Genomic DNA, 18,726 nt, shown 5'->3' with positions numbered 1-18,726 from the left:
GAAGCGAAAATCTACCAACATATATAAAACACTTTAACATAATGGAGGACACCGCACATGTCAACTAATGTAGCTGAAGCCTTAGACAATACCCCCGACCGGATTGTGCCGAAAGGCAAGGACCTGGGGGTGACCGATACGTTCTTTTATGATAATAAGATCGTCCGGGATTTTGGTATAGCCACCGTGTTCTGGGGTATTGCCGGTATGCTGATTGGGGTAATTATTGCTTTCCAGCTAGCAAACCCGGACGTGAACATGGGCAACCAGTATACCACTTTTGGCCGCGTAAGGCCCCTGCACACCAACGCTGTGATCTTCGCTTTTGTGGGCAACGCCATCTTTATGGGGGTTTATTACTCGCTGCAGCGCCTTTGCAAGTCGCGCATGTACAGCGATTTGCTGAGCAAAATCAACTTCTGGGGATGGCAGCTGATTATCGTTTCTGCTGTCATCACGCTTCCACTTGGTATCACTACCTCAAAAGAGTATGCCGAGCTGGAGTGGCCGATAGATATAGCCATCACGCTGATTTGGGTGGTTTTTGGCTGGAATATGTTTGGTACGATTGCCAAGCGCCGTGAGAAGCACATGTACGTAGCCATCTGGTTCTACATCGCTACTTTCCTGACAGTGGCTGTGCTGCACATCGTGAACTCATACGAGATGCCGGTTAACTTCCTGAAGAGCTACTCTGGGTATGCAGGGGTGCAGGATGCGCTGGTGCAGTGGTGGTACGGCCACAACGCAGTGGCGTTCTTCTTAACAACGCCGTTCCTGGGCCTGATGTACTACTTCCTGCCAAAGGCTGCGAACCGCCCGATATACTCTTACCGCTTGTCCATTATTCACTTCTGGTCGCTGATATTTATTTATATCTGGGCAGGCCCGCACCACTTGCTTTATACTTCCTTACCGGACTGGGCACAGTCATTAGGCGTGGTTTTCTCTATCATGCTGCTTGCGCCGAGCTGGGGTGGTATGATCAACGGTTTGCTGACACTGCGCGGCGCCTGGGATAAAGTGCGCGAGGAGCCCGTGCTGAAGTTTATGGTGGTAGCGATTACCGCGTATGGTATGGCGACTTTTGAAGGGCCGATGCTGTCGCTGAAAAACGTGAACGCCATTGCCCACTTCACTGACTGGATTGTGGCACACGTACACGTGGGAGCGCTTGGCTGGAATGGCTTCCTGACATTTGCCATGCTATACTGGTTGTTCCCACGCCTCTATAAAACACAACTACACTCTAAGAAGCTGGCGAACACGCACTTCTGGTTAGGTACGCTGGGTATTCTATTCTATGCGATACCAATGTACTGGGCTGGTTTTACACAAGGTTTGATGTGGAAGCAGTTTACAGCGGAAGGAACACTGCAGTACTCTAACTTCCTGGAGACCGTGCTTCAAATTGTGCCGATGTACTATATGCGCGGTGTGGGTGGTATACTTTACCTGAGTGGTGTATTCCTGATGGTGTATAACCTGTACAAAACCACCCAAACAGGTAAACTGGTTGCTAATGAGCGCACCGAAGCCCCTGTTATTGTGCCTACTGTATCTAAAAATGCGGGCCACTGGCACAGCTGGATTGAGAAGCGCCCTACACAGATGGCCATCTGGGCAACAGTAGCCATTCTGATTGGTGGTCTGGTAGAGTTTATCCCTGCCTTCGTCATCAAGTCTAACGTGCCGACCATTGCCAGCGTGAAGCCTTATACTTCGCTGGAGCTGCAGGGGCGTGACCTGTACATTAAAGAAGGCTGTGTGAACTGCCACACCCAAATGGTGCGACCTTTCCGCTCTGAAACAGAACGTTACGGCGAATACTCGAAAGCAGGTGAGTTCGTGTACGACCATAACTTCCTGTGGGGCTCCAAGCGAACCGGCCCGGACCTGCACCGCATAGGAGGCAAGTATCCGAACTCGTGGCACTACCACCACATGCTCGACCCAACGTCGATGTCGCCGGGTTCCATTATGCCAGCATACCCCTGGTTGTTTGAGCAGGACGTTGACCTGAGCACAACACAGGATAAGCTGGAGACGCTGAAGAAACTGGGTGTGCCTTACGAAGACGAATATATCGCCAACGCAAACGAGGAGCTGATGGAGCAGGCGAAAAAGGTAACAGCCGATCTGGCAAAAGAAGGACTTGAAGTAAGACCTGAAACAGAGATAGTTGCCCTCATCGCTTACCTGCAACGCCTGGGCACAGACATCAAAGTGAAAGCAGAGGAATAATAAAACGACACAAGTATCACGTATCACGACACACGATCAAAAATAATGTAAATAAGTCGTGCTACATGATTCGAGATACGTGATACGAGTGTCCCAAAAGATAAAGCCATGTATAAAAACGTTTTGCAAGCCATTGATGGCATCGAAATATACCCGCTCATCTCGTTTACTATCTTCTTTGTGTTCTTTCTTGGGCTGATTGTTTATGTCGCCTTGATGGACAAGAACTACGCGCAGACGATGAGCAGCATCGCATGCGAGAGCGAAGACGAAAACACCACACCTGAAGGAATAAAACAATGATCGCTGCAAAGAAAATTTTCGTAAAAAGCAGCCTGTCCCTTATAGCAGGCCTGCTCCTGATGTCAGGCAGCACCGCGGTGGCGCAGGACGCTGTGGAGGGTAAAAAAGTGTTTGAAGCAAACTGTACAGTTTGCCATAGTATAGAGGCTGATATAGTTGGGCCTGCCCTGAAAGATGTGCACAAGCGCCGTGGTGATGAATGGCTGGTGAAGTTTATTCAGAACTCCCAGGAGCTGGTGAAATCAGGTGACAAGGATGCGGTAGAAGTATTTGAAAAGTTCCACAAGGTGCCGATGCCAAGTTTTGCAGGCACTCTTTCTGAAGAGGACATTACGAATGTGATTGCCTATATAAAAGAGGCCAGTGATGTACCTGCTGCGGCAGCTGCCGCACCCGTAACTACAGGTGATGACCAGCAGAGCGACATGGCAATGGTAACTCCGTCAGAATTAGTGGGCGAGGAGGTAGGCTTTCTGGATCTGCCGCCTGTGTTGCTGTTTACTTTTGTACTGGCAGGGGCTGTTGTTCTGTTGATTGTTGTTGTACTGGTAACAGTGTTCCGCCTGTTTGTGCCGATGCTCGGAGACTCTATCTATAAAGAGGAATTCCGTAGTTCGTTTGCTGGGCGCGTGCTCTTCCTGATGCGTGGTGACACGACCTTAGTAACAGGTAAAGCGAGAGACGAAATTCACTCTCACCACGACTTTGATGGCATACAGGAATACGACAACGACCTGCCACCGTGGTGGAAAACCATGTTCTACGCCACTATTGTGTTTGCCATAGGCTATATGCTGCACTTCCATGTGTTTAAAACCGGCGCACTGCAGGCAGAAGAATACGAAATGGAGATGGAACAGGCCGCTATACTGGCCGCCATGACACCTGATGATCCGAATGCAGTCACTGATTACGAAGTCATGACAGATGCCACAGCCCTGGAGAACGGTAAACAAACCTACATTCAGAACTGTGCAGCCTGCCACGGACAAAATGCAGAAGGTACGGTTGGCCCGAACCTGACAGACGAGTACTGGCTGCACGGCGGCGATGTGAACGACATCTTTAAAACAATAAAGTATGGTGTTCCGGCCAAAGGCATGGTGCCTTGGCAAGGTAAACTTACCAAAGACGAGATACTGGAAGTGTCCAGTTACATTCTGTCTTTGCAAGGGTCAAACCCGGAGAATGGCAAAGAGCCGCAAGGGGAGAAGGAGTAATTGGGGAATGAAGAAACTTTAAATATAGAAATGCGAATCCCTTGAAGGTTGCAGGCGCTTAACCTAAGTGTCTGCAACTTTTTTATATAAATGAACCCCAGCCAGAAACCATACTTGAAAAGCTGGGGCAGAAGCTGCAACATACTATCATCGGTGATGACAATCACTTCGTTAAATGACTTTGGTCATCCTTTACAAACGCCAGATTTAAGAATTTTGTCACAGCAGATTACATCAATTGCTGAAGACTAAATTTTCAAATTAATTAACAGGCAGGACTAATATCCGAACAAATTATCACTGCCATGGCAAGTAAAATACAAACGGCTCCCGACGATTTCCGGGACCATATAGCAACTGTAGATGAACAGGGTAAACGCGTTCTGGTATACCCTAAAAAGCCGAAAGGCAAACTATACAACTACCGCAAATATGTGAGCTACTTTTTGCTGGCTTTACTATTTGCAGGTCCCTTTATCAAGATCAACGGCTTGCCGCTGCTCATGCTGAATGTGGTAGAGCGCAAGTTCGTGATATTCGGGGTGCTGTTCTGGCCCCAGGATTTCTTTATTCTGGTGCTGGGTTTCCTGGCGCTGGTGCTGTTTATCATACTTTTCACGGTTGTGTTTGGCCGTATATTCTGCGGCTGGATTTGCCCGCAAACCATCTTCATGGAAATGGTATTCAGGCGAATTGAGTATGCGATAGAGGGGGATTATACAAAGCAGAAAGCTTTGGCTAAAATGCCCTGGAACGCAGAGAAGATTCTGAAGAAGGGCTCTAAAGCTGCTGTTTTTCTTCTGATTTCTTTTCTGATTGCAAATATCTTCCTAGCCTATATCATTGGCATTGATGAACTGAAGAAGATTGCGACGGAGGGTCCCGCCAATCACTTAGCAGGCTTCGGCGCCTTACTTGCCTTTACGGGTGTATTTTACTGGGTATTCGCTTCTTTCCGGGAGCAGGTTTGCACCATCGTATGTCCTTATGGTCGCCTGCAGGGTGTAATGCAGGATAAAAAGACAGTGGTGGTAGCCTACGACTATGGCCGGGGTGAACCACGCGGCAAGCTGCGCAAAAACCAGGAGCGCACCGAAGGCGACTGCATCGACTGCCGCCAGTGTGTGCAGGTTTGCCCCACCGGTATAGACATCCGGAATGGTGCCCAGCAGCTGGAGTGTATCAACTGCACCGCCTGTATTGATGCCTGCAACGATATCATGCGCATGGTTGACAAGCCGGAAGGGCTGATTCGCTATGAGTCTGAGGAGGGCATCGCAGAGGGGAGAAAGTGGAGGTTCTTTACCTCGCGCGTCATGGGCTATACCGCCGTGCTGGTAGTGCTGCTAACAGTGCTTACCACACTCCTTTTAACCCGCGACGCAGCGGAGGCAACCATACTCCGCACACCGGGCCAGTTATACCAGCAGACCGAGCAGGGGCAAATCAAGAACTTGTACAACATATCCGTCATCAACAAAACAAATTACGATATGCCCCTTACTTTAAAGCTGCTGGATAAAGAGGGAACGATAAAATTGATAGGAAGTGAACTGGTGTTGCCAGCGCAGGGAATAGCAGAGGGCGTTTTCTTTACAGAGATTCCAAGGAATCAGCTAACAGGCCTGAACTCCGAAATAGAGATAGGGGTGTACCATGGCGATAAACTTATCACAACACAGGACACGAAGTTCCTGGGACCGGCAAAGTAAAATATACCTTAACGGTCATGTAAAAAAGCCCAATCTAGTTCCCTCCAAGGAGGTAAATCTACAGAAGAATTTATTCCCCTCCTCGGAGGGGTAGGGGTGGGTTTCAATTGTACGGTAGAATACTATATATAAAAACAGCTCAGAAATAACATCCCGAACAACGGAAAACGGGCAACGAATAACGACACGAACATGACAACTCAAAGTAAAAGCTTCACCCTTTGGCCTTATGCCATTATCGCAGCTATTGTGCTGTTTATGGGGTACATCATCTTCTTTGTGGTGCAGGCCATGAACCAGGACGTAGACCTGGTGAGCAAAGATTACTATGAGCAGGAAATCGCTTTTCAGGACCACATAGATATGGTAGGGCGCACTAAAGCTGTTGGTGATGTGGCAATAAACTATAAACCTGAAAACCATGCCATCCTTTTGCAGCTGCCGGAGAGCTTTGCAGGCCAGCACATTAGTGGGCGTGTGAACCTGTTCCGGCCATCGGATGACCGGTTGGATCAGGAGGTGCCGCTACAGCTTGGCCGTGACCTTAGCCAGCTGGTGGAGACTGAAAAGCTTGAGAAGGGACTTTGGAAAGTGCGTGTAAATTTTAGCGCTGGCGAAGAGACATATTATACAGAAGAAACCATCCAACTGAAATAGCCATGATCTGGGCAGGATTCATATTTGGATTGGTTGGCAGTTTCCATTGCGTGGGGATGTGCGGCCCTATAGCAATGGCCTTACCATTTGTCGGGAGCAGCGGCTGGCGTTACTACGCAGGCCGCCTCCTGTACAATGGGGGGAGAATTGTTACGTACACTGCCTTAGGAGCCTTGGCTGGTGCTTTCGGGCAATCGCTACAGATGGCCGGGCTGCAGCAAACGGTTTCTATTGTTTCCGGCATTCTGATACTGCTCTTGCTGGTTTTACCGGCGGCCCTGCAAGGCAAGGCGGCTAGAGCGGTAGGCACAGACAAAGTGATGGTTTGGGTGCGGCATAAGCTGGGTTACTTTTTCCAGAAAAATTCCCTGGGAGCCTTGTTTATGGTAGGGCTGCTGAACGGCTTATTGCCCTGCGGTTTCGTTTATATTGCGCTGGCAGGTGCTATCAGTGCACCGGGCATAGAAGGCGCCATGCTGTACATGGCCTTGTTCGGCCTGGGCACACTCCCGCTCATGTTCCTGGTGTCTTTGTCAGGTAAACTCATCAGCCTGAAGCTCCGCAGCACCTTTAACAGACTGGTGCCTTACGTGGGCATGTGCCTTGCCATTCTTTTTATAGTACGCGGGCTAGGCTTAGGTATCCCGTACCTCAGCCCCAAGGTAGCGCACACAGCAAGTCATATAACAGAAATTACCTGCTGCACAAAGCCTGAGTAGTGCTGTATTGGCATCTGCAAAAGGCATGTTCTGCTGGTACTTGTTGGGTTACAGTAGTATAGGAACATAGTATGGTTCTGCTTTTATACTAATCCCGTTCCTGCTTAAGCTGCAAAGGCAAGATAGACCCTCCAAAAACTGATAAATGTCATTTTTTTGGATGATGTCTGTCAGTTTATGGCTTACAACAGAAAAGTAACTTTACTACCGGAAAATGAAAAGCTATGAGCATGAGCAATACACTAAAAAAAATCCTGATTCCGGTAGATGTAGATAAACCCGCTGAGAGCCTGCTGTTGCTGAATTACGCAGGGCAGTTTGCAGCAGCGTTTAGTGCAGAGCTTTTGTTATTGCACCCCTCTAATACGGCAGCGTTAACTTTTACCCAGCAGACCAGGAGAATACAGTTGCTGCGGGCAATGGGAGAGCGGGTGCTTGGCAGGGTGCCAAAATTCAGAGATTACGTTCCCTTTGAGTGTGTCGTGCGGCCGGGAAACCTCCATGACTGCATAAAAGACGTCGTTCAGAATGCTTCTGTTGATCTGGTACTGATGCAGGCTGATTCGCTTCCTGACCCAGACAAAGCAGCGCATGCCGACCATGCAGCCCAGGTAATGGAGCAGGTTGGTTGTCCGCTGATGGTGGTGCCTTCTGCTTTGGCCTATAAAAAGATAAAGCACCTGGTGTTTGCAACTGACTTTACCGATCGTGATCCAAAAGTTTTGGCGCAGATAAACGAATTCTCCAAACAGGCGGATGCTCTACTCACGCTGGTGCAGGTATATAGCAAGGCAGCGCGCGCGCAGTTAAGCAGTATGAAGGCGGCCATACACGAGGTGGAGGAGCAACTGAAAGGCAGGAATGTTCGCTTTAAGCTACTGGAAGAAGAGGATATGCTGGAAGGGATAGGTGATTTTGCAGAACGTGAGGATGCCGACATGCTGGTATTGGCGACCCGAGACAGCTACCTGATGCAGCGCCTGTTCAGCAAAGCCTATGTCAAAACCATGGCCTACCATACCCGCATCCCGCTGCTGACATTCAGGCAACTTAAGAAGAAGCCGTGCTCGGGCTGCTGCACAAACTGTATGAAGCGCAGTGCCCATCATCCGGAAATAAAATTTGAGGAAGCAGGTATAAACATATAATATTATTCTGGAGAGCCATCAGGTGCATAAGCCTTTATCAGAGCAGATGGCACCTACCGCCAATAAAGATAATAGTCCATAATTTGTTGTTTGTGTTCACAGATCCTGTTTCGCGCTTGGAGCAGGATCTGTACTTTGTTTAGGCTGTTACTTCTGCTCATTAACTGAACGCCATCATTTGACAATGCCCCGTTGTTGCTTATCTTTAAACAAAAGCTTTACCAGTGATAGAAGATAAAGAAAACCCTTCCTACAGTTTAGAGAATGCAATGAGGCTGAAAGCCATCATTGATACGGCCATTGATGGCATCATTACCATTGATCGAAACGGCATTGTAGAATCAGTAAACCCGGCGGCTGCGCAAATCTTCGGTTATCAACCGGAAGAGATAATAGGAGAGAACGTTAAAATGTTGATGCCTGAGCCTGACAGGGGGCTCCATGACAGCTACATAGAGAACTATCACCGGACGGGTGTTGGGCAGATTATTGGAAAGGGACGGGAAGTGCTTGGAAAGAAAAAGGACGGTACAGTTTTCCCTTTTTTGTTGAGTATAAGCGAAGTGAAGCTGCAGGATAAGCAGATATTTACAGGTATTGTGCATGACATATCCAGCCTTAAACAGGCAGAGGCGGCCCTGCGCGAAAGTGAGAATAAGATAAACTCTATCATCCAGGGAGCAGTGGATGGCATTATCACCATCGACACGCGTGGCGTTATAGAGATGGTGAACCCTTCAGCTGCCAGGTTGTTCGGCTATGCGGCAGACGAGCTGTTAGGAAAGAGTATCAACGTGCTGATGCCGGAGCCGGACCGCAGCCTGCACGACAGCTATATGCACCACTACCATGTAACAGGGGAGAAACGCATTATAGGCATCGGCAGGGAAGTAACGGGTTTGCGAAAGGACGGTACCATTTTCCCGTTTTACCTCAGCATCAGTGAAGTGGAGCTGGCTGACCGGAAAGTATATACAGGGTTTGTGCACGACATTACGCAGCAGAAAATAAACGAAGAACGCCTGCGTCGTTATGCTGCCGAACTGGAGCGCAGCAACCGGGAACTGCAGGACTTTGCTTATGTGTCGTCGCATGATTTGCAGGAGCCTTTGCGTAAAATACAAGCTTTCGGCGACAGGCTGGTAACGAAGGAGTATGACAAACTCAGTGAACAGGGGAAGGATTACGTGGACCGGATGCTGAATGCGGCTTCCCGTATGCAAAATCTGATAAACGACCTGCTGAATTTTTCGAGGGTTACTTCTAAGCCCAAGTCTTTTGTGAAGGTCAGCCTCGACACCATCCTTTCTGAAGTTATTTCTGACCTTGAAGTAACCATAGAGCAGACAGGCGCTGTGATTAACCGTTCTCCCTTGCCGGAAATAGAGGCAGAGCCAACACAGATGCGGCAGCTGTTTCAGAATTTGCTCAGCAACGCCATCAAGTTCCGTAAAGAAGATGTAACTCCTGTTATAAATATTTATGCAAAGAACCTGCAGCGACAGGCGCACCTCACCGCCACACCCGGCGATGAAGTAACTGAAATACATGTAGAGGATAACGGCATTGGCTTTGATGAAAAATACCTGGACCGGATCTTTAATATCTTCCAGCGGCTGGAAGGCCAGAAGTATGAAGGCTCCGGTATTGGCTTAGCCGTTTGCCGTAAAATTGCTGTCCGGCACGGGGGCGATATCACGGCCACCAGCCAGGCGGGAGTAGGCACCCAGTTCATCATCACGTTAGCGATCAAACATCCAGAGGAATAAACACAGGGAAATGTCAGACAAGAAATCGATTATCATACTTATTGCCGACGACGATGCCGAAGACCGTATGCTGGTCGGGGATGCACTGGAGGAAAGCAGGTTGAAGAATAACGTTCATTTTGTGGAGAACGGGGAAGAACTGATGGATTACCTGCACCACCGCGGTAAGTTCGCCGATGCAACAAAATACCCTACGCCGGGCCTGATTTTGCTGGACCTGAACATGCCGAAAAAAGACGGAAGGGAAGCACTGAAAGAAATAAAAGAGGATGAACACCTGCGCCTGATTCCGGTGGTGGTACTTACTACTTCCAAAGCGGAGGAAGATATTCTCAGGACCTATAACCTGGGTGTCAGCTCTTTTATCACCAAGCCCGTAACGTTTGCCTCGCTTGTGGATGTGATGAAGACGCTCAGCAAATATTGGTTTGAAATTGTGGAGTTGCCGAAACTGTAATTTAGACGCTAGATACTAGATTTCAGACTGTAGATTACTTCTATATGTGTTGTACCAAATGATAAAACTTGATTTGTTTCTACTGATTTATGCAGAGTTGAAGCATCCTGATTTATGCAGAGTTGAAGCATCAAATTTCTTTGCAGCATTTCTACTACCAAGAATCTAATATCTAGTGTCTAGTGTCTAGCATCTAGTATCTAGTATCCTTTTAAAAAATGCCTGATAAAATACGCATACTGCTGATAGATGATGACGAGGATGATTACATCATCACCCGGGATATTATCGATGATATTCCAGGGCGTAATTACCTGCTCGAGTGGACATCTTCTTTCCATGAGGCGCTGAAGATAGTAGGGGAGAAACGGCATAATATCTATCTGGTTGATTACCGTTTGGGTGCCCATGATGGTCTGGAACTGATTACAAGAGCTGTAAAGGAGGGCTGTTCCGCACCTTTCATCCTGCTTACAGGCCAGAGCGATCGGGAAACAGATGAGAAAGCTATGCGCGCCGGGGCACTCGACTACCTTGTAAAGGGCACCATCAGCCCGAATGAACTGGAGCGCTCTATCCGCTATAGTATCGAACATGCTAAAAGTTTGGCTGTTATCCAGCGCCTGAATACAGAGCTGGAGCAGCGCGTAAAAGAACGCACACAGGAATTGGGCACAGCCATACAGAAGCTGGAGCGTACCAACAGGAGCCTCTACGAAGCAGAGCAGGAGGTGCGGAAGGCCCTGCAGAAAGAGAAAGAGCTGCATGAACTCAAGTCGAGGTTTGTCACCATTGCCTCCCACGAGTTCCGTACTCCCTTAAGCACAGTGCTTTCATCGGCCTCGCTCATCGGGAAGTACAAAACGACCGAAGATGATGATAAACGGATAAAGCACGTGGACAGGATAAAGTCAGCGTTCAGTAACCTGACAGGTATCCTGAACGATTTCCTGTCCATCAGCCGCATTGAGGAGGGCAAAATTTATAACGTGCCAACCGTCTTCGATCTAAAAGGTTTTGCAATGCAAGTAGTGGAGGAGGCCCAGGGTGTACTGAAGTTAGGGCAGCAAATCCATTATCAGCATAAAAGCAGCCAGACAACTGTTTGTGTTGATAAGCAGTTGCTACGGAATATTCTGTTTAACCTGCTTTCGAATGCCAGTAAATACTCCGGGGAGCACCAGCAGGTTCATTTCACAACCACGATTACAGGAGGTGAAATTATCATTACAGTGCAGGACGAGGGCATTGGCATACCAGATGCCGACAAAGCGCATCTTTTTACTCCTTTCTTCCGGGCTCAGAACGTAACAAATATACAGGGGACAGGCTTAGGGCTGAATATTGTAAAAAAGTACGTAGACATAATGGGTGGATCACTGAGTTATGAGAGTGAGTTAGATCAGGGCACCACCTTTACCGTTACACTTCCGCAAACTACCGAACCATGAAAAAGATACTGCTGATAGAAGACAACCAGGAAATCCGGGAAAACATAGCCGAGATACTGGCACTTGCCAATTATGATGTGTTAGAGGCCGAGAACGGCAAAGTAGGGGTTGAACTCGCGAAAAAGGAAATTCCGGACCTGATTATCTGTGATATCATGATGCCGCAGTTAGATGGCTATGGCGTATTGCGCATGTTGGGAAGCAACACGGCAACGGCAAGTATTCCTTTTATTTTCCTGACGGCCAAATCGGAAAAGGAGGATTTCAGGAAAGGAATGAACCTGGGGGCAGACGATTACCTGGTGAAGCCTTTCGATGACTTGGAACTGCTTGACGCGGTGGAGATGCGCCTGAAGAAGAATGAGGCCTTGAAAGCAGGATTCAGTAAAGACGCAGAAGGCCTGAATGAGTTCATTAAGGAGGCGAAAGGGCAGGAGAACCTTGAAAAGCTGACAACGGATAAGCAGAAGCTTCAGCTCTACAAGAAAAAGCAGCCCCTGTTTTCAGAGGGCAATTACCCCAACGCGCTCTACTTCCTGAACAAGGGAAAGGTAAAGACATATAAATCGAACGAAGAAGGGCGTGAGTACATCACTAACCTGTACAAAGACGGCGAATTTATTGGCTACCTCGACCTGATAGAGGACAAAGCATACCGTGAATCGGCCATGGTGATGGAAGACTCTGAGATTTATATCATCTCCAAAGAAGACTTCTTTCTGCTCCTGCACAATAACCGCCTGGTAGCAAATAAATTCATCAAGATACTATCTGATAATTTAGCTGAAAGAGAAGAACGCCTGTTAAAGCTAGCCTATAATTCAGTGCGCAAACGTGTGGCCGAAGCATTGCTCTTTGTTGAGAAACAATATACCAATGATCCGGATAAAGTATCGCAGGTTGTTATTTCACGCGAGGATTTGGCAAACATTGTAGGTGCCTCCAAGGAGACCGTTATTCGTACACTCGCCGACTTTAAAGACGAAAAGCTGATTGATAGCCAGGGAAGTAAAATCAGCATATTGAATGGAGACAAGCTCAGGCGCATGCGCAACTAGAGATAGTTGTGTGTAGTTTGTTTATTATGTTAAGTATAAGGAGCTGTTATTTTTTGAAGCGCCTTAAGCGAATCCCGTTTAAGGCGCTTCTTTTATTGCCTATTGTGTTGTAGCGCCTATATGCTGCGAAACAAATTGCTATCCGGTTAAGGCTAAACCATTCAGAAACAATTGCGTTGCACTTAACAGGCTCTTCGTGAACAAGGAGCCACTCATAGGTAGTTATTTAATCCAAGCAACACGATATGTCAAATAAGTCTGATTTTTTTGCGGTACTCGCCAAAGGAGGCGGAATCCTAGGGAAAGGGCTGATTGCTGGTTTTGCCGGCACTGCTGCCATTACAATCTCGCAAATGATAGAAATGAGTATCACCAAGAGGAGCATGAGCGATGCTCCTGCAAAAGTAGGTGGTAAAGCCTTAGGTGTAGAGCCAAGAGGAAAAGCTGAACTTGAGAAAGAAAAGGCGGCCTCTGACAAAGACGAAGCCTCTGACGAACTAAAAGAGGAGGTAGAATCGAATAAGGAGCAGTTTGAGCAGTTGATGCATTTTGGCTATGGTACCGGTTGGGGAGTAGCCCGAAGTGCTTTGGATTTGGCTGATATAAGAGGAGTTCGGGCTTCCGCTATTCATTTTGGCGCTATCTGGGGAACTGCCCAAATCATGCTGCCTGCCAACAATGCGGCAAAGCCAATTACGGAATGGTCTGCCAAGCAAATAGCCATTGATTTGTTTCACCACGCGGTATATGCCTTCGCTGCAGGGGCTGTGTATGATGCCATGAAGGAAGCAGAACCTAACAAAAAGAAAAAGAAGAAAAAGAAAGATAAAAAGAAGAAGAAAAAAGGTAAAAAGTAAAGTTTACTGATGAAAGGTGCAGCATGAGGTGATGTTAACCCCCATCTTTTAGAGTACTCAAAGAGCCGCTTAAACACTGTTTAGGCGGCTCTTTTTGATTTTTATGCTTAGGCAAGGCCGTAGATGTGGGGGGCCTGCTGATAAGGGCATTAATAACAGCATCCTATGTTTGTCATTGTATATTAACTTGTATATAAAGAGCAGAAAGGAAGGAGTAAGATTAAATAACCGATATGGCCATGATAGCCCGTATAACATGATAATCCCCTTCCTTTTCTATGGTTTACTTTGGACAGTTCCATTAAGCTTTCAAGCTTGCATCAGGATAGAGAATGCCACCATAGTTTCCTCTTTAAACTTACCCTGTTACATTTATTAACCTCTTAGATTTATGGACACACAAGTAAGACAAAAAGTAGTAGGCATTGATGTAAGCAAAGGCACGCTGGCCGCTTGCCACATGAGAGAAGGAAAGACACAGCACCTGGAGACAGACAATAACAAGGTTGGCTTCAAAAAGCTGGTCAAGTGCTGCGGAACAGAAAGCTTGTATGTAATGGAGGCGACCGGTGTTTACTATCTGCAGCTGGCTTATTATCTGGTGGAGCATGGAGCACGGGTGGTAGTGGTGAATCCTGTTATCATCAAGCGCTACATTCAGATGCACCTGGGAAAAGGCAAGAGCGACAGGAAAGATGCTCAGTGGATTATGCGCTATGGCCAACAAACTGAAGTAAAACAGTGGCAGCCAGAAGAGCAGGTAATCGTGGAATGCCGACAACTGGAGCAGGTTATAGAACAGCTCATCAAGCAAAAGACTATGGTCATTAATTCTTTGGAAGCTTTACAACTACAACCAGTGGGAAGTGGATTGGCCGTCAAAAGCCTCAAGCAGACTCTGAAGATGCTTGAAAAACAGGTGAAGCACATAGAGGATGAGTTAATAGCTTCTTTGGAAAAGGCCTTTAACAAAGAGATGGAGCTGCTGAGCTCTATTCCAGGTATTGGCAGAAAGACAGCAGGTATGCTGCTATTGTTTGCCGGAGGCTTTAAGAATATGAACAATTATCGACAACTTATCGCTAAGGCCGGGCTCTCTCCCAGAGAATATACCTCCGGCACCAGTATCAGAGGTAAGGTGCGGATTACCAAGATGGGCGGAGGATTGATCAGGGGCAAGTTGTTTATGTGCAGCTTCTCTGCCAAGAAGTCAAACGCTGCCTGTAAGGCCCTCTACGACCGGCTCGTGGCCAAGGGGAAGAATGGCAAGTTGGCGCTGATTGCTGTCTGTAACAAACTTCTTAAACAGGCTTTTGCTATTGTGAAATCAGGCACATCTTATCAGGCTGAGTTTGCTAATACTTCTGCTAAATAAGCTTGACTTTTAACACAGTTCATGATATCTTAAAATTTATAACAATTTGTATAATAAATTAAACTAATATGATTAACTTCAGTAGCTAATTGTGCCTGTAAAATTTCGTGATTACTGATTTAGCGGAAAAAGCAAGATGAACTTATCTGCTGGAGCAAACATGCTCTTTGTAAGGCATACTGCAGTACATCAAAATGAAGCCGAATTTCAGGGTGCTTTTAGTTGAGTAGGAATGTATTGAGACAGAATGTATATAAGACGAATATGCAGCATTGTATAAACCGCATCGTTTTTCTGGTTTTAGTTTTATGTGCAGCATTCCTGAACTCTCTTCAGGCACAGGATCTGACTTTTGTTAAAGTTCCACTTTCCCGTGAAAACGGTACAGGCCTCATTGCAGGCATTACCCAGGATAAGGAGGGGTTCCTTTGGCTGGCTACCCACTCTGGCCTGCATCGGTATGATGGCTATCAGCAGGTTACCTATACCAACAACCGGTACAATAATAATTCCTTAGCCGATAACCGCCTCGAGTGTATTCTGGCTGATCACAAGGGCATTATCTGGATAGGTGTATGGGCGAACGGGCTGGACAGATTTGAACCAAAAACAGGGAAGTTTACCCACTACCGGCATGATCCGCAGAACCCAAAGAGCCTGAGCGATGACTTGGTTACCTCTCTTTTAGAGGACAAAGAGGGAAATATATGGGTGGGTACGCACAAAGGCCTGAATTTACTGCATCCTGAAACAGGTACATTTACCCGCTACCAACATGATGCGGCTGATCCCAAAAGTATAAGCGATAACAAGGTAAGGGCGATTTACCAGGACCGGCAGGGCACTATATGGGTAGGAACAGGCAGCCCCTGGGAGTCTAAGCCGGGAGAAGGGGGCTTGAACCGCTTTAATCCAAAAACCGGCACTTTTGATCGTTTCCTGCACGATACTTCTAACCCCAAAACGCTTGCCAATAACTGGGTAAGGGCAATCTATGAAGACAGCCGGGGTGTTCTTTGGATAGGTACCTTCGGAGATGGCCTGCACCAGATGGACCGGGAGAAGGGCACTTTCACACGCTTCCCCTATGATGCGCAGCACCCGGAGAAACTAAGTCGCCCTTACATTGATAAAGAAAAGCAGAACGATGGCATCAATATCATTCATGAAGATCATGCCGGAGCTATCTGGATTGGGACCTACGACAGCGGCTTAAACCGGTATAACCCTAAGACAGGAAAAGTAACACAGTACAGGAAAAATGGGCGTAATGCGGCCGGTTTAGATGATAATAACATTTGGGCTGCTTATAGCTCCAGGGAAGGAAGCCTCTGGTTCGGCACTGCCAATGGCAACCTGTTCCGGCTTGACCCTCACCGCCACCGTATTCCGCATATCGAGACTGGTTCCGAAGTATACAGTTTTTTTGAAGACCCCGCTGGCTTTATGCTCATCGGAACCTCGAAGGGCCTGTTACGGAAAAACCTGAAAACTGGCCGTATCAAGCGCTATCTGCATAAGCCAGCAGATCCCGCAAGCATAAGCAGTGATACAGTCTATACCATTTATAAAGATCGGAAAGGTACGATTTGGTTAGGAGGCGCCAGTGGAGAGCTCAGTAAATACAATCCCTATACGGAGCGGTTTACACGTTATCAGCATGACGAGAAAGAACCCACCAGCCTGAGTGCCGGGGCAATCTATGCGATGCTGGAAGACAGCCAGAAAAATTTTTGGATAGCGACAGGGTATGGTCTCGACAAAATGGACAGGGTAAATGCCACCTTCACGCACCATCAGCACGACCCCAACAACTCCGCAAGCATCAGCCATAATCGTATCACATCAATTCTGGAAGACAGCAGAGGCTTCCTGTGGTTAGGAACCAGGTTTGCAGGGGGCATCAACCGGTATGATGTTCAAAGCGGAACTTCAAAAAAATACCTGTTGGGGAACAACATTGCTAAGATTTTCAAAGACTCTCAGGATGTTATCTGGGTGGCTACTGAATCTTCCGGAATATATTACTATAAGCGGACAGCCGATGCCTTTATACCTTTTAATTTAAATCAAAATGAAAGCATTATTCATATAAAGGACATCCTGGAAGATGACCAGCAAAATCTTTGGTTTAGTTCTGAAGAAGGGCTGCTGAAGCTCAACAAAGACAGGAATAATGTCCTTTTACTAGGCGAACCATATGGTATTTCGTCGGCATCCCTGGCTTTTCAGGCAGCTTATAAAGATCGTGGTGGTAAGCTCTACTTTGGTAACAACAAGGGATATTACGCTTTCTTCCCTCATCAATGGCATCCTAACCGGCATCCGCCGCTTGTAACGCTTACGGGCCTCCGCCTGTTCGACAAGCCTGTTTTACCTGGTAAAAAAAGCCCTCTTAAAGCTCCCTTGAGTGACACTGATGCCATTGAATTTGGTCCGGAACAGAATGTGTTTTCCTTTGACTTTACGGGTATACATTTTATCAACCCGGAACAGAACAAATATCTGTACAAACTGGAGAATTATGACCACGACTGGCGTAGTTCCAAAACAGAACGTGTCGCTTCTTATTACAACGTGCCACCAGGCAAATACAGGTTCCGGGTAAGAGCCTCGAATAGTGATGATGTATGGGCTGAAAAAGCGATTGCTGTCAGAGTGAAACCGCCTTTCTGGAACACGTGGTGGGCCTATGCTATTTATAGTGTCATGCTGCTGGGGTTTGTCGTGAACTTTAACCGTTCACAGCGTCAGCGGCTGATCAGAATAGAAAGGCACCGGGCCCGGGAACGGGAGCTGGCACAGGCCCGTGAAATTTCAAAAGCCTACAAAGAGCTAAAAAGGACGCAGGCACAACTTGTGCAGCAGGAAAAGCTCGCTTCCCTTGGTGAGCTAACGGCAGGTATTGCCCATGAAATTCAGAACCCCCTGAATTTCATAAACAACTTTGCCGAGGTGAGCTCAGAGCTGGCCGAAGAGCTGCAGCATGAGTTTGAAGCCGGGGAGATTAACGAAGCGAAAGCTATTGCGGATACCATTAAACAGAACCTGGACAAGATAAAGCTGCACGGGCAGCGGGCCGATAGAATAGTGAAAGGTATGCTGCAACACTCCCGCACCAGCAGCGGCCAGAAGGAACCCTCTGACATAAATGCTTTGGCTGATGAATACATGCAGCTGTCTTACCATGGCCTGCGGGCAAAAGATAAAACCTTTAACGCCACGCTGCAGAAAGATTTTGGTAACAGGCTGGATAAGGTAGTGGTAGTGCCGCAGGAGCTTGGCCGTGTTTTGCTTAACCTGTTTAATAATGCTTTCTATGCTGTGCAGCAAAAGATGAAGAGTGCAGGAAGTGACTATGAGCCGATAGTGGCGGTAAGCACCAGTCGCAAAGAAGAGTGTGTGGAGATAAGAATAAGAGACAATGGCGGCGGAATGACAGAGGCAGTGAAAAAAAAAGTATTTCAGCCCTTTTTCACCACCAAGCCCTCTGGCCATGGAACTGGTCTGGGGCTTTCCCTTAGCTACGATATCATCACCAAAGGCCACGGTGGAGAAATGTATGTTGATTCAGTAGAAGGAGAATGTACAGAGTTTATCATTCAACTGCCGGTTACTGTGCCCGCGACACCAAGTTCAATGGCATTAGATTGCTGATCTGATTTTTGACCTCAACGGCCATTCCTGTTGCCCTGCCTGCTGTTTTTCAGGTGCGCTGATGCTAACACTTGATTTTTTGAAGTTAACAGGCAGCAA

14 protein-coding genes are annotated in these 18,726 nt (G+C 47.3%); all 14 read left to right on the top strand.

Going from position 1 to position 18,726, the window contains the following annotated elements; all coding sequences use genetic code 11:
- The first annotated feature begins 57 nt into the window (after positions 1 to 57).
- The gene (gene ccoN, locus DXT99_RS18675; protein ID WP_115567108.1) at positions 58 to 2,244 is read left to right on the top strand and encodes a cytochrome-c oxidase, cbb3-type subunit I; all 2,187 of its coding nucleotides are present in this window, start codon (positions 58 to 60) and stop codon (positions 2,242 to 2,244) included.
- 108 nt (positions 2,245 to 2,352) lie between these two features.
- Positions 2,353 to 2,547: a hypothetical protein gene (locus DXT99_RS18670; protein WP_115567107.1), complete on the top strand. Its 195-nt coding sequence runs from the start codon at positions 2,353 to 2,355 to the stop codon at positions 2,545 to 2,547.
- Complete coding sequence (locus DXT99_RS18665; protein WP_115567106.1) at positions 2,544 to 3,767, top strand: c-type cytochrome; 1,224 nt, start codon at positions 2,544 to 2,546, stop codon at positions 3,765 to 3,767. Before DXT99_RS18670 ends, DXT99_RS18665 begins: the two co-directional genes overlap by 4 nt.
- 305 nt (positions 3,768 to 4,072) lie before the next feature.
- Positions 4,073 to 5,479: a cytochrome c oxidase accessory protein CcoG gene (gene ccoG, locus DXT99_RS18660; protein ID WP_115567105.1), complete on the top strand. Its 1,407-nt coding sequence runs from the start codon at positions 4,073 to 4,075 to the stop codon at positions 5,477 to 5,479.
- Positions 5,480 to 5,671: 192 nt separating this feature from the next.
- Positions 5,672 to 6,136, top strand: a complete 465-nt coding sequence (locus DXT99_RS18655; protein ID WP_115567104.1) for a FixH family protein — start codon at positions 5,672 to 5,674, stop codon at positions 6,134 to 6,136.
- 2 nt (positions 6,137 to 6,138) lie between these two features.
- Positions 6,139 to 6,855, top strand: coding sequence for a sulfite exporter TauE/SafE family protein (locus DXT99_RS18650; RefSeq protein WP_115567103.1), 717 nt, complete (start codon positions 6,139 to 6,141; stop codon positions 6,853 to 6,855).
- A gap of 230 nt (positions 6,856 to 7,085) precedes the next feature.
- Entirely contained in the window at positions 7,086 to 8,003 is a 918-nt protein-coding gene (locus DXT99_RS18645) for a universal stress protein (RefSeq protein ID WP_246000841.1), read from the top strand.
- 224 nt (positions 8,004 to 8,227) lie between these two features.
- The gene (locus tag DXT99_RS18640; RefSeq protein WP_246000840.1) at positions 8,228 to 9,772 is read left to right on the top strand and encodes a sensor histidine kinase; all 1,545 of its coding nucleotides are present in this window, start codon (positions 8,228 to 8,230) and stop codon (positions 9,770 to 9,772) included.
- A 10-nt stretch (positions 9,773 to 9,782) separates the two neighbouring features.
- Complete coding sequence (locus DXT99_RS18635) at positions 9,783 to 10,229, top strand: response regulator (protein ID WP_115567101.1); 447 nt, start codon at positions 9,783 to 9,785, stop codon at positions 10,227 to 10,229.
- Positions 10,230 to 10,447: 218 nt separating this feature from the next.
- Complete coding sequence (locus DXT99_RS18630) at positions 10,448 to 11,680, top strand: hybrid sensor histidine kinase/response regulator (RefSeq protein ID WP_115567100.1); 1,233 nt, start codon at positions 10,448 to 10,450, stop codon at positions 11,678 to 11,680.
- Positions 11,677 to 12,738, top strand: a complete 1,062-nt coding sequence (locus DXT99_RS18625; RefSeq protein ID WP_115567099.1) for a response regulator — start codon at positions 11,677 to 11,679, stop codon at positions 12,736 to 12,738. The genes DXT99_RS18630 and DXT99_RS18625 overlap by 4 nt, the downstream gene beginning before the upstream one ends.
- Positions 12,739 to 12,983: 245 nt before the next feature.
- A complete protein-coding gene (locus DXT99_RS18620; RefSeq protein ID WP_115567098.1) occupies positions 12,984 to 13,595 on the top strand; it encodes a hypothetical protein in 612 nt (203 codons plus the stop codon).
- Positions 13,596 to 13,986: 391 nt separating this feature from the next.
- Positions 13,987 to 14,970: an IS110 family RNA-guided transposase gene (locus DXT99_RS18615; RefSeq protein WP_115567097.1), complete on the top strand. Its 984-nt coding sequence runs from the start codon at positions 13,987 to 13,989 to the stop codon at positions 14,968 to 14,970.
- Positions 14,971 to 15,234: 264 nt separating this feature from the next.
- Entirely contained in the window at positions 15,235 to 18,627 is a 3,393-nt protein-coding gene (locus tag DXT99_RS18610) for a sensor histidine kinase (RefSeq protein ID WP_115567096.1), read from the top strand.
- Positions 18,628 to 18,726: the final 99 nt, after the last annotated feature.

The sequence above is a fragment of the Pontibacter diazotrophicus genome (assembly GCF_003367245.1).
GTDB lineage: Bacteria > Bacteroidota > Bacteroidia > Cytophagales > Hymenobacteraceae > Pontibacter > Pontibacter diazotrophicus.
Note: the sequence above shows the minus strand (reverse complement) of the source record. Positions and strands in the feature narration are given on the sequence as shown.

Coding starts and splice junctions, on each gene's coding strand:
- ccoN (WP_115567108.1), top strand. CDS start 58: ATGTCAACTAATGTAGCTGAAGCCTTAGACAATACCCCCGACCGGATT.
- DXT99_RS18670 (WP_115567107.1), top strand. CDS start 2,353: ATGTATAAAAACGTTTTGCAAGCCATTGATGGCATCGAAATATACCCG.
- DXT99_RS18665 (WP_115567106.1), top strand. CDS start 2,544: ATGATCGCTGCAAAGAAAATTTTCGTAAAAAGCAGCCTGTCCCTTATA.
- ccoG (WP_115567105.1), top strand. CDS start 4,073: ATGGCAAGTAAAATACAAACGGCTCCCGACGATTTCCGGGACCATATA.
- DXT99_RS18655 (WP_115567104.1), top strand. CDS start 5,672: ATGACAACTCAAAGTAAAAGCTTCACCCTTTGGCCTTATGCCATTATC.
- DXT99_RS18650 (WP_115567103.1), top strand. CDS start 6,139: ATGATCTGGGCAGGATTCATATTTGGATTGGTTGGCAGTTTCCATTGC.
- DXT99_RS18645 (WP_246000841.1), top strand. CDS start 7,086: ATGAGCAATACACTAAAAAAAATCCTGATTCCGGTAGATGTAGATAAA.
- DXT99_RS18635 (WP_115567101.1), top strand. CDS start 9,783: ATGTCAGACAAGAAATCGATTATCATACTTATTGCCGACGACGATGCC.
- DXT99_RS18630 (WP_115567100.1), top strand. CDS start 10,448: ATGCCTGATAAAATACGCATACTGCTGATAGATGATGACGAGGATGAT.
- DXT99_RS18625 (WP_115567099.1), top strand. CDS start 11,677: ATGAAAAAGATACTGCTGATAGAAGACAACCAGGAAATCCGGGAAAAC.
- DXT99_RS18620 (WP_115567098.1), top strand. CDS start 12,984: ATGTCAAATAAGTCTGATTTTTTTGCGGTACTCGCCAAAGGAGGCGGA.
- DXT99_RS18615 (WP_115567097.1), top strand. CDS start 13,987: ATGGACACACAAGTAAGACAAAAAGTAGTAGGCATTGATGTAAGCAAA.
- DXT99_RS18610 (WP_115567096.1), top strand. CDS start 15,235: ATGCAGCATTGTATAAACCGCATCGTTTTTCTGGTTTTAGTTTTATGT.